Annotated in this window: 7 protein-coding genes; 6 read left to right on the top strand and 1 reads right to left on the bottom strand. The window is 70.6% G+C overall.

Annotation, left to right across the window (positions count from 1 at the left end):
- Positions 1 to 11 precede the first annotated feature (11 nt).
- From ACLJQF_RS45725 to ACLJQF_RS45700, 6 genes are all read left to right on the top strand, one after another.
- Positions 12 to 1,097 carry a ricin-type beta-trefoil lectin domain protein gene (locus ACLJQF_RS45725; protein ID WP_410616681.1) on the top strand — a complete coding sequence of 362 codons (1,086 nt, stop codon included), beginning with the start codon at positions 12 to 14 and terminating at the stop codon, positions 1,095 to 1,097.
- A 154-nt stretch (positions 1,098 to 1,251) separates the two neighbouring features.
- Entirely contained in the window at positions 1,252 to 2,001 is a 750-nt protein-coding gene (locus ACLJQF_RS45720) for a GH12 family glycosyl hydrolase domain-containing protein (RefSeq protein WP_410616679.1), read from the top strand.
- Between the two features lie 159 nt (positions 2,002 to 2,160).
- Positions 2,161 to 3,168, top strand: coding sequence for a GDSL-type esterase/lipase family protein (locus ACLJQF_RS45715; protein ID WP_410616678.1), 1,008 nt, complete (start codon positions 2,161 to 2,163; stop codon positions 3,166 to 3,168).
- Between the two features lie 37 nt (positions 3,169 to 3,205).
- Positions 3,206 to 4,621 carry an endo-1,4-beta-xylanase gene (locus ACLJQF_RS45710; protein ID WP_410616676.1) on the top strand — a complete coding sequence of 472 codons (1,416 nt, stop codon included), beginning with the start codon at positions 3,206 to 3,208 and terminating at the stop codon, positions 4,619 to 4,621.
- A gap of 56 nt (positions 4,622 to 4,677) precedes the next feature.
- A complete protein-coding gene (locus ACLJQF_RS45705) occupies positions 4,678 to 6,009 on the top strand; it encodes a glycoside hydrolase family 43 protein (protein ID WP_410616702.1) in 1,332 nt (443 codons plus the stop codon).
- Positions 6,010 to 6,130: 121 nt separating this feature from the next.
- Complete coding sequence (locus ACLJQF_RS45700) at positions 6,131 to 8,134, top strand: family 43 glycosylhydrolase (protein ID WP_410616675.1); 2,004 nt, start codon at positions 6,131 to 6,133, stop codon at positions 8,132 to 8,134.
- On the opposite strand, the gene ACLJQF_RS45695 is transcribed toward ACLJQF_RS45700, so the two are convergent.
- A complete protein-coding gene (locus ACLJQF_RS45695) occupies positions 8,100 to 12,245 on the bottom strand; it encodes an amino acid adenylation domain-containing protein (RefSeq protein WP_410616674.1) in 4,146 nt (1,381 codons plus the stop codon). The two genes, ACLJQF_RS45700 and ACLJQF_RS45695, sit on opposite strands and share 35 nt — an antisense overlap.

The following is a 12,245-nucleotide window of genomic DNA, read 5'->3' as shown; positions in this document are numbered from 1 at the left end:
GAGGAGACGAGATGCGCACACGGCTCGGGTGGCTCGCCGCCGCCGCGGCGGTCCTGGCCGCGACCTTCCTGCCGGGCACCGCCGCCGCCGAATCGAACGGCGGGGTCCGGGTCATGCCCCTGGGCGATTCCATCACCGAAGGGACGCAGGTCCCCGGCGGGTACCGGATCGGGCTGTGGCAGCGGGTCACCGCGGGTGGCTACCAGGTGGACTTCGTCGGGTCGCAGGCCAACGGTCCGGCGTCCCTCGGCGACCACGACCACGAGGGACACCCGGGCTGGCGCATCGACCAGATCGACGCGAACATCGTCTCCTGGCTGCGCACCAGCACCCCGCACACGGTCCTGCTGCACATCGGGACCAACGACGTCCTGCAGAACCACGACGTCGCGGGCGCCCCCGCCCGCCTGTCCGCCCTGGTCGACCACATCACCGCGACGGCACCGGACGCCGAGGTCTTCGTCGCGACGATCATCCCGATGGCCAACAGCGGCCAGGAAGCCGCCGGGCGCACCTTCAACGCCACGATTCCCGGCATGGTGCAGAGCAAGCAGAACGCCGGCAAGCACGTGCACCTGGTGGACATGCACGCCGCGCTGACCGCGGCCGACCTGATCGACGGCGTCCACCCCACCGCCGGGGGCTACGACAAGATGGCCGCCGTGTGGTACTCGGCGCTGCAGTCGGTCCCGGGCAGCATCGGCACCCCCGGCCAGTCCTCGGCCCGGCAGCTCGTCGGCGCGCAGTCCGGCCGGTGCGCGGACGTCCCGGGGTCCGCCGACGGCACCGCGGTGCAGTTGCAGGACTGCGCCGGGGCGACCTGGACGCCCAGCGGCAAGCAGCTGACGGCCTTCGGGTCGAAGTGCCTGGACGCGTCCGGGCAGGGCACCGCCGACGGCACCCCGGTGATCATCTGGGCCTGTTCCGGCCAGGCCAACCAGCAGTGGAACGTCAACGCCGACGGGACGATCACCGGCGTGCAGTCCGGCCGGTGCCTCGACGCGACCGGGCAGGGCACCACGAACGGCACCAAACTGATCCTGTGGACCTGCCACGGGCAGGTGAACCAGAAGTGGACCTTGCGAGCGGCCGCCTGACCGGCTCGTCCGCAATTGCGTTGCCGCCGGAAGAACGCATTCCGAAAATCGATCACCTCCATCCCCTTTGCTCCGGCCGCCCACTGTGGTTACATCAATGACAGTTCTGGCTGAGAGCGCTCCCAGAAACGCCACAACGACGTGGAGGAGACCTATGAAACTGAGGCACGCTTTGTCCGCGGCGCTCCTCGCCGCGGCCAGTGTCGCGGCGCCCGTCGCCATCGCGCCGGCCGCGCACGCGGACACGCTGATCTGCGACCAGTACGGCTCGACCACCATCGGCGGCCGGTACGTCGTGATGAACAACCGGTGGGGCAGCAGCGCCCAGCAGTGCATCAACGTCACCGGCAGCGGGTTCCGGATCCAGACCCAGCAGGGATCCACCAGTGGCGGGGCGCCGTTGTCCTACCCGGCCGTCTACCTCGGCTGCCACTACGCGAACTGCTCCCCCGGCAGTCCCCTGCCCCGGCAGCTCAGCCGGATCGGCAGCGTGCCGTCGTCGATCTCCTACACCTACGTCGGCAACTCGGTTTTCGATGCCTCCTACGATATCTGGCTGGACCCGACGCCGAAGACCAACGGGGTCAACCAGATGGAAATCATGATCTGGTTCAACCGCGTCGGCGGGGTCCAGCCGGTCGGCGGCCGGGTCGGCACCACCAGCATCGGCGGCCGCGGCTGGGAAGTGTGGCAGGGCAACAACGGCGGCAACGACGTGGTGTCCTACGTGGCCCAGTCCACCCTCTCGGGCTGGTCGTTCAACGTGCTGGACTTCGTCAACGACGTCGACAACCGCACCCGCGTCGACCGGTCCTGGTACCTCACCAGCATCCAGGCCGGCTTCGAGCCGTGGCGCGGCGGGGTCGGCCTCGCGGTCAACTCGTTCTCCGCGAGCGTGAACTAGAGATCGGCGGCCGGGCGTCACCAGGCGCCCGGCCATCGCCGGCTTATTGTTAGCGCTAACGTCATGGTCGGGCAATTCCGGAACCGGGGGCGCCGAAAGTTTCGGAAACCAGCTGAAATGTAATTTACCCCGGATCCGCGTCCCACGAAGGATTCACCGATGAAACTCGCCACTGTGTTCGCCGGTGTGCTGGCCGCCTGCGCCGCGTTGCTCGTCGTTCCCGGAAACGCCGAAAGCGCCGCCGCTCCGGTGCCGGTCATGCCGCTCGGGGATTCGATCACCCAGGGCGGCTCGATCGGCGGCTACCGCCTCGACCTCGGCACGAAACTGCGGGCCGACGGGCGCTCGATCGACTTCGTCGGCTCGCTGGCCGACGGACCGGCGAGCATGCCCGACCGCAACCACGAGGGCCACCCGGGCTGGACCATCGCCCAGGTCGACGCATCCGTCACCGGCTGGCTGAACACCTACCGCCCCCGCACGATCCTGCTGCACATCGGCACCAACGACATGTACGGCAGCGACCCGGGCGGCGCGCCGCGGCGGCTGTCGGCCCTGGTGGACCGGATCACGAACCTGGCCCCGAACGCCGACGTCTTCGTCGCCACCATCATCCCGATCCGGTTCGCCGATCCGACCGTGCGCACCTTCAACGCGGCGATCGCGCCGGACATCCGGGCCAAGGCCGCCGCCGGCAAGCGGGTGCACCTGGTCGACATGTACCCCGCGGTCGCCATCGCCGACCTGCCCGACGGCATCCACCCCAACGCCGCCGGCTACAGCAAGATGGCCACCACCTGGTACAACGCGCTCAAGGCCGTGCCGGGCAGCATCGGCGGGGACGATCCCCAGCCCCCGACAGGCGAGGGTTCGTGCACCGCGACCCCGCGGATCGCCGGCACCTGGAACGGCGGCTTCCAGGGCGAAGTGACCGTCGCCAACGGCGGCACCGCGGCCTTCGCCGGGTGGACCGCGAAGTTCACCCTGCCCAGTGGCCAGAGCGTCACCCAGATCTGGGGCGGCACGGCGACTGGCACCGGTTCGGTGACCGTGAAGAACGTCGCCTACAACGGCGCGGTCGGTGCCGGCGCCAGCACGACTTTCGGCTTCCTCGTGTCCGGACCCGGTGCGCCGAGCCTCGGCTCGGCCACGTGCACCAGCCCGTGACAACGAAGTCCCGCAGCCCACGAATGAAGGTGTGAACATGAAGATGACATCGCGGTCCTTCTCCCGCGCCGCACTGGCCTCGACGTTCCTGGCGACGTCGCTCGGGGTTTCGCTGGTGCTCGCCACGTCCGCCGACGGCGCGGCCACGACGCTCGGCGCGGCGGCGGCCCAGAGCGGCCGGTACTTCGGCGCCGCCGTCGCGGCCGGGAAGCTCGGCGACTCGACCTACGTGAACATCCTGAACCGGGAGTTCTCCATGGTCACCGCCGAGAACGAGATGAAGTGGGACGCCACCGAGCCCAACCGGGGCCAGTTCAACTACAGCGGCGGAGACCGGATCCTCAACCAGGCGGTGAGCAACGGCAAGCGGGTGCGCGGGCACGCGCTGCTGTGGTACCAGCAAGAACCGGGCTGGGCGCAGCGCATGGAAGGCTCCGACCTGCGCCAGGCCATGATGAACCACGTCACCCAGGTCGCCACCCACTACAAGGGCAAGGTGTACGCCTGGGACGTCGTCAACGAGGCGTTCGCCGACGGCGGCAGCGGCGGCCGGCGCGACTCCAACCTGCAGCGCACCGGCAACGACTGGATCGAAGCGGCCTTCCGCGCCGCGCGGGCCGCCGACCCCGGCGCGAAGCTCTGCTACAACGACTACAACACCGACGGCGTCAACGCCAAGAGCACCGGCATCTACAACATGGTCCGGGACTTCAAGTCCCGCGGTGTCCCGATCGACTGCGTCGGCTTCCAGTCGCACCTCTCCGGCAACCCGCCCGGTGACTACCAGGCCAACCTGCAGCGGTTCGCCGACCTCGGCGTCGAAGTCCAGATCACCGAGCTCGACATCGCCGGCGGCAACCAGGCCAACGCCTACGGCGCGGTCACCCGCGCCTGCGTGGCCGTCGCGCGCTGCGCGGGGATCACCACGTGGGGCATCCGCGACACCGACTCGTGGCGCACCGGGGAGAACCCGCTCCTCTTCGACGGCAACGGGAACAAGAAGGCCGCGTACAACAGCGTCCTCGACGCGCTGAACGCCGCCGGCCCGACGACGCCGACCACCCCGACTACACCGACCACGCCGACCACGCCGACGACGCCGACGACCCCGACCACGCCCACCACTCCGACCACTCCGACCACCCCGACGACGCCGAATCCCGGTGGCTGCAGCGCCTCGGTCTCGCTGAACTCGTGGAACGGCGGCTTCGTGGCCACCGTGAAGGTCACCGCGGGCTCGTCCGCCCTCAACGGCTGGCGAGTGACGACGGGACTGCCCGGCGGCGCGGCCGTGACCAACGGCTGGAGCGCCACCAACAGCGGGACCACCGGCAGCGTCACCTGGTCGAACGTGTCCTACAACGGCTCCGTCGCGGCCGGGCAGTCGACCGAGTTCGGCTTCCAGGGCACCGGCAGCGCCGACGGCCTCACGGCGACCTGCGCAGCGAGCTGATCCCTCCCGACGAACGGAGAACCACCGTGCCCCACCGAAGGCGCCTGCTCGCCTGGATGACCGCAGCCCTGTGCGCCACGGCGCTCCTGCCCGGCACCGCGCACGCCGACAACCCGATCGTCCAGCAGGTCTACACCGCCGACCCGGCCCCGCTGGTGCACAACGGCCGCGTCTACCTCTACACCGGACACGACGAGGACGGCTCGACCTACTTCACCATGAAGGACTGGCGGGTCTGGTCGTCGGCGGACATGGTCAACTGGACCGACCACGGCTCGCCGATGGGCCTGTCGACGTTCAGCTGGGCCAAGCAGGACGCGTGGGCCGGGCAGGCCGTCGAGCGCAACGGGAAGTTCTACTGGTACGTCCCGGTGGTCAACCGCTCGACCGGCCGGATGGCCATCGGGGTCGGCGTCGCGGACAGCCCCACCGGGCCGTTCCGCGACGCCATCGGCCGCCCGCTCGTCGAAAACGGCGAGATCGACCCGACCGTCTTCATCGACGACAACGGCCAGGCTTACCTGTATTGGGGCAACCCGAACCTGTCGTACGTGCGGCTCAACGCGGACATGACGTCGTACTCGGGCGGCATCAACCAGATCCCGCTCACCACGGCCGGGTTCGGCACTCGGCCCAACGGCGGCAACCGCCCGACGCTGTACGAGGAAGGCCCCTGGGTCTACAAGCGCAACGGCACGTACTACAACGTGTTCGCGGCCAAGTGCTGCTCGGAGTTCATCGCCTACTCCACCTCGCCCGGCCCGACCGGCCCGTGGACCTACCGCGGCACGGTGATGCCCACCCAGGGCGGCAGCTTCACCAACCACCCGGGGATCATCGACTACAAGGGCGGCTCGTACTTCTTCTACCACAACGGCGCTTTGCCGGGCGGGGGCGGCTACACCCGCTCGGTGGCCGTGGAGAAGTTCGCCTACAACGCCGACGGCAGCATCCCCACCATCACCATGACCACCGGCGGGCCGCTGCCGGCCGACACGCTCGACCCCTACACCCGGCAGGAAGCGGAAACCATCAACCGGGAATCGGGCATCGAAACCGAACCGGCCTCCGAAGGCGGCATGAACATCGGCTGGATCGAGAACGGCGACAACGTCAAGGTCCGCAACGTCGCCTTCGGCGCGGGCGCGAAGACGTTCACCGCCCGGGTCGCCTCCGGGACCTCCGGCGGCACGATCGAGGTCCGGCTGGGCAGCGCCACCGGCGCGGTGGTGGGCCGCTGCACCGTTTCCGGCACCGGCGGCTGGCAGACGTGGACGTCGGTGTCCTGCCCGGTCAGCGGTGTCACCGGCACCCAGGACCTGGTCCTGCGGTTCACCGGCGGCAGCGGCTACCTCTTCAACATGAACTGGTGGCAGTTCGCCGCCTGACCATACGAAGCCCGACTCCAAGCGCCCCAAGGCGGCCTTCGGTGCGTCTGACGCACCCAAGGCGGCCTTCGGTGCGTCAGACGCAACCAAGGCCACCTTGGGGCGCGGAAAGGATGTACAAGTGGTGTCACGCCGACGATCCCGGGCGGCCGCCTCGGCCCTGCTCGCCGCGACCGGCCTCGCCGGCGCCGTCCTGGTGGCGACCCCGGCCGCGCACGCCGCGGCCGGGTGCGCCGTCACCTACACGAAGACGTCCGAATGGCAGGGCGGCTTCGGCGCGTCCGTGTCGATCACCAACCTCGGTGACGCGATCGACGGGTGGACGCTGACCTGGTTGTTCACCTCCGGCCAGCAGGTGGGCCAGCACTGGAACGCGACCATCACCCAGGCCGGAGCCACCGTCAACGCGAAGAACGTCGCCTACAACGCGGCCATCCCGACCGGCGGCAAGGCGGAGTTCGGCTTCAACGGCTCGTTCACCTCGGCCAACCCGACCCCGTCGGAGTTCCGGCTCAACGGCACCCTCTGCACCGGCGGCGTCGAGCCAACGGCCCCGTCCACGCCGACGACCCCGACCACCCCCACCACACCGACGACGCCGACCACCACGACCACCCCGAACCAGCCGTCGACGTTCACGAACCCGGTGCTGTGGCAGGACTTCGCCGACGTCGACATCATCCGCGTCGGCAACGCCTACTACTACTCCGCCTCGACGATGCACTACTCCCCCGGCGCGCCGATCCTGCGGTCCTACGACCTGGTGAACTGGGAGTTCGCCGGCCACTCCGTGCCCAAACTGGACTTCGGCGCGAAGTACGACATGAGCGGCGGACGCGGGTACGTGCGCGGCATCTGGGCGTCGTTCTTCAACCACCGCGCCAGCAACGACACGTACTACTGGGGCGGCTGCATCGACTTCGCCAAGACCTACATCTACACCGCCACCGCCGTGGACGGCCAATGGTCGAAGCACACCACGATCGACAAGTGCTACTACGACGCGGGCATGCTCGTCGACGACGACGACACGATGTACGTCGCCTACGGCAACACCACCCTCAGCGTCGCCCAGCTGTCCAAGGACGGGAAGACCGAAGTCCGCTCGCAGCAGGTCTTCCAGACCCCCTCGAACATCGGCACGCTCGAAGGTTCCCGGTTCTACAAACGGGGCGGCAGCTACTACATCTTCGTGACCCGCCCGGCCAACGGCCAGTACATCCTCAAGGCCAGCAGCCCCTGGGGGCCCTACACCGTCCAGCAGGTGCTGCTGGACCTGCCGGGCCCGATCTCCGGCGGCGGTGTCCCGCACCAGGGCGGGCTGGTGCAGACGCAGAACGGCGACTGGTACTACCTGGCCTTCGTCGACGCCTACCCCGGCGGCCGCGTCCCCGCGCTCGCGCCGGTCACCTGGACGGCCGACGGCTGGCCGAAACTCCAGACGGTCAACGGCCGCTGGGGCACCACCTACCCGAAGCCGAACCTGCCACCGCCACCGCGGCAAGTCGAGCCGATGACCGGCACCGACACCTTCGGAGGCCCGGCGCTGAGCCCGCAGTGGGAGTGGAACCACAACCCCGACACGACCAAGTTCTCCGTCGGGAACGGGCTCACGTTGTCGACGGCGACGGTGACCAACGATCTGTACTCCGCCCGCAACACCGTGACCCGCCGGATCCAGGGACCGACCTCCACCGGCACCGCCACGCTCGACCTCACGTCGATGCGTGACGGCGACCGCACCGGGCTGGCGATGCTGCGCGACTCCTCGGCCTACATCGGCGTCAAACGCGATGGCGGCCGCAACCGGATCGTCATGGTCAACGGCCTGACCATGGACGGCAACTGGAACACCACCGGCACCGGGACGGAGGTGGCGAGCGCCGCCCTGTCCGGCAGCAAGATCTGGTTGCGCGTCAACGCCGACATCCGCCCCGGCAGCGGACGCCAGGCCCGGTTCTCCTACAGCACCGACGGGACGACGTTCACCCCGCTGGGCACGGCGTTCACGCTCAACAACGCCTGGCAGTTCTTCATGGGCTACCGGTTCGCCGTCTTCAACCACGCCACCCAGGCCCTCGGCGGCTCGGTCACCCTCCAGCGATTCGACCTGACGGCGCCATAGCGGGGGAACTTCGCCGGCCCGGCTGCTCGCCGGGCACGGCGAAGGTCCGGTCGACCTGCCAGAACGCCTGGGTCGGCGGCTCGGGCGCGGGCCGCCGACCCGACTGCCGCAGCGGCCGGGTCGGCAGCTCCGGGTTGGTCCGTGGCGACGGCGCTTTCTGTTCCGTGGTCGGGACGCCCGCGTAGCGCAGCCGTGGGAGCAGGTGTTCCTGTTTCATGATCACGCTGTGCGGGGCGACGTGGGCGTGTTCGCCGATTTCGGCCCCGTACAACGGAACTGTGCCGTGCGCGAGCGTCGAGTGGGCACCGACGTACACGTGGTCGATCTTGAGCACGCGGTCCTCGAACGTGTGGGCCTGGAACATCGCGCTGACCGTCGCTCCGTCGCCGAAGTGCAGCATGTCGGGGTCGACGACCTGGGCGAACCCTTCGCCGAGCACGACGCGCTTGCCGATGTCCATGCCGATGCGGCGCAGGTAGAGCGGCAGCATCAGGGTGCCTTCCAGTGCCGACAGCACCCCGCCGGCGATGAACCCCCAAGCGACGTAGAGAAAGTCCCAGCGGCTGCACCAGCACGACCACAGCGGGTGCACGCCGGGCTTGACCCGGCCGAGCAGCCCCCACTTGAGCGCGAACACGATCAGGCAGGGCAACGCCAGCGTGGCCAGGGTGACCAGCGCCGCGCCGGGGAAGACGAGCAGGGCGAGGGGAAGCACCTTGGCGGCGTAGGCGATTCCGGCGAACCACGCGGTCATGACGGCCAGCGGGACGACCGGGAGCGCGAAGCGCAGCCACTCCCAGAACACCCGGGTGACGACCCGCGCGAACGACGGGTCGTGGGTGAGGCTGCGGTCGGTCTCCACGATCTCGCGGCGCGGCAGCAGCATCGGCGGGTGGCCGAACCACGACGTGCCGGGCCGCATGATGCGGTCGTCGGCCACCGTGCAGACGCCGATCAGGATGTCCGGTGGCAGCCGTTGCCCGGCCGGGATGACGGCGTGGTTGCCGAGGAACGTGTCGTGCCCGAGCCGGACCTTCGCGAAGGTGACCGTGCCCTGCTGGATCCGGGGACCGCCGAGGTAGATGCCGTCGGCGAAGAACGTGTCCGGCCCGATCTCGACGAGCTCCGGGACGACGTCGATGATCGTGCTGATTTCGCAGCCACGGCCCACCTTCATCCCGGCCCAGCGCAGCCACACCGGCCAGAACAGCCCGCCGGAGAGCCAGTTCCCGGCCGTGGTGACCAGGCCGGTCTTGAGGCTCACCCGGATGTAGGCGGGACTCCATCGGCTGATGACGCCTTCCTCGACGCGGCCGAGCGCCCGGGCGCAGAACGCCTCGAGCCAGACCCCGATCAGCAGCGACAGGCAGCTCCCGACGGCGAAGACGAGCAGGAACACCGGATGCGCCCACGGCTGGGTGACCACGTCCAGCAGGGCCGGGTAGGTGACGTCGAAGGCGATCACCAGCGCGATCATGACGATCGAGAGCGGCAGCGCGAAGATCCAGGTGAACAGCGCACGGGCGGCGATGGTCGCGAGCCCGTGCGCGAACGGCGAGAGCATGCTGCCCGAGACGACCGGCACCGGCGCCTGCGGGGCGGGACCGGCGTCGTGGGCCGGGACGCCGTCCCAGCGCCGGCCGTCGGGCACGGCGGTCCCGGACGGCAGCGACGACAACGCGGCCAGCCAGGAGCCGCGGCCGAGGCGGGTGTTGGGGGACATCCCCGCGCGGACGTCCACGGTGGCGCCGCCGGCGACGGTGACCCGGCCGATCACCAGGTGTCCCTCGGTCAGCTGCACCAGGCCGAGCTGGGCGTCCTGGCCGATGGTGGCGTCGTCGCCGATGTCGAGGAGGTCCCAGCCGCCCTGGACGACGTCGACCCCGCGGTGGATGTGCACGCGCTTGCCGATCCGGGCGCCGAGCCTCCGCAGCGCCATGTTCTGGAACTCCGTGCCGGCGATGGTGCCCCACGGCACGAACCGCAGCAGGTGCCGCACGATCCACAGCCGCAGGTGGAACCCGCTCCACACCGGGACCCGCGTCGGCTCGAACTTGCCGATGAGCAGCCGTTTCGCGCGCACGGCGAAGAACACCGCGACCGGCGTCCAGCCGAACCCGATCGCCACCAGCGCGACCGGCAGCAGGACGATCAGCGCAACCAGGCCGATCCGCCCGGCCAGCCACGGCAACGCGACGAACGCGGCGAACCAGCCGATCGGCGCGGCGATCGCCAGCTCGGCGGTCAGCCACGCCGCCTGGGCCAGCGTGATGGTGACCGCGCTGCGGGCCGGGGCCGCGACCGCGTCGATCTCGTCGTGGGTCACCGGGGCGGCCAGCTTCGCCAGTCCGGACACCGTGCGGGCGCGGTAGACGTCCCGGACGGCGATGGCTTCGGTGAGCGGGTTGACGCGCAGTTTCGAGATGAGCATCGCCGCCTGCAGCGAACTGCCGCCGAGGTCGTCGAAGAAGTCGTCGCCGAGCCCGATGTCCGGCGTTTCCAGCACTTCGCGGAGGGCCGCCGCGATGAACTCCTCGGTTTCGTTCCCGGCCCCGGCGGGCTCGGCGGCGGCCGGCTTGGCCGCGTGCCGCCGTCCGGTGGCGAGCACCGGGAGGTCGGTGCGGCGGAGCTTGCCCCCGGCGCTGCGCGGCAGGGTTTCGATCTCCCCGAAGACCGCCGGGATCATGTAGACCGGCAGCACTTTCCGCAGGTGCTCCTTGAGCGCCCCGGAATCCGGCATGGCTCCGTCCGGCACCAGGTGCGCGGCGATCACCTGGCCGGCGCCCTCGCCCTGGACCCGGCAGGCCGCCTCGCGCACGCCGGGGAACCGGGCCAGTGACGCCTCGATGGCTTCCAGCTCGATCCGGTAGCCGCGCAGCTTGACCTGGGAGTCGATGCGGCCGTGGTAGAAGAGCGTCCCGTCCGCCTCGGCGTGCACGAGGTCGCCGGTGCGGTAGAGCCGCCCGAGCCGCGGGTGCTGCGGGAACTTCTCGGCGGTGAGCTCCGGCTTGCCGTGGTAGCCCAGCGCCAGCCCGGCGCCGCTCATGCACAGCTCGCCCTTCTCCCCCGGCTTGACCGGTTCGAGCCGCTCGTCGAGAACCCAGGCCCGCATGCCCGGCACCGGCTTGCCGACGGCGACCGGCTTTCCGGGTTCGACGTCGGCGCGCAGGCAGGTCACCGTGCACTCGGTCGGCCCGTAGCCGTTGACCATCCGGCGGCCCGGGGCCCAGCGCTCGGCGACGTCGTCGGGCAGCGCTTCCCCGCCGACGTAGAGCAGGCGCAGGTCGGGCAGCTCCCGCCGCGGGTCTTCGCACGCGGTCGCGCGCAGCAGGGTCGGCGGCGGGCAGAGCACGGTGATCCGTTCCCGCCGCAGCCACGGCACGAGGTCGGGGCCCAGCCGCGCGGTCTCGTCGTCCATCACCACGACGGTGGCGCCGCACGCCCACGCCATCCACGACTCCTCGACCGACGAGTCGTACGCGGGCGAAGAGCCCTGGGCCACCCGGTCCCCCGGTCCGAGCCCGAATTCGGCGACGTCCGACCGGATCAGGTTGACCACGCCCTGGTGCCCGACGAGCACGCCCTTCGGCTTGCCGGTGGTCCCGGAGGTGTAGATGACGTAGGCGAGTCCCGGCGGTGCCGCGGGTGCGATGACCGGTTGCGCTGCGGGCTCGGCCGGACCGTCGACGCGCTGTACCGCGCCGGTGTAGCCGGCCCGGACGGCCCGGTCGTGCCCGGCCCGGTCGGTGACCAGCAGCGCGGGCGCGGCGTCGCCGAGGATGTGGCCCAGCTGCTCGTCGGGGAACGACGGGTCGAGGCAGACGTAGGCCGAACCGGCCCGCAGCACGCCGAGCTGCGCCAGGTAGAGGTCCTCGGTGGTGCGGGACAGCAGGATCGCGACGATCCCCGGCCGCCGGACGGCGTGCTGCACCGACCGGGCGACCGCGGCGGACCGGCGGTACAGGTCGCGGTAGGTGACGGTCCGCCGCGGCCGCCCGCCGGACGGCGGGAGGTCGACGGCGATCGCGTCCGGCCACCGGCGGGCCGACTGCTCGAAGAAGACGTGCAGGCGGGCGGGTGCGAGGTCGGACGGCTGGGGCGCCTGGCTCAC

Origin of the sequence: Amycolatopsis sp. lyj-109 (assembly GCF_046548995.1) — a bacterium.
GTDB lineage: Bacteria > Actinomycetota > Actinomycetes > Mycobacteriales > Pseudonocardiaceae > Amycolatopsis.
This window is presented reverse-complemented; position numbering and strand designations above follow the sequence as displayed.

Bases quoted from the DNA above. Each gene is read 5' to 3' on its own strand.
- ACLJQF_RS45725 (WP_410616681.1), top strand. From the start codon at position 12: ATGCGCACACGGCTCGGGTGGCTCGCCGCCGCCGCGGCGGTCCTGGCC.
- ACLJQF_RS45720 (WP_410616679.1), top strand. From the start codon at position 1,252: ATGAAACTGAGGCACGCTTTGTCCGCGGCGCTCCTCGCCGCGGCCAGT.
- ACLJQF_RS45715 (WP_410616678.1), top strand. From the start codon at position 2,161: ATGAAACTCGCCACTGTGTTCGCCGGTGTGCTGGCCGCCTGCGCCGCG.
- ACLJQF_RS45710 (WP_410616676.1), top strand. From the start codon at position 3,206: ATGAAGATGACATCGCGGTCCTTCTCCCGCGCCGCACTGGCCTCGACG.
- ACLJQF_RS45705 (WP_410616702.1), top strand. From the start codon at position 4,678: ATGACCGCAGCCCTGTGCGCCACGGCGCTCCTGCCCGGCACCGCGCAC.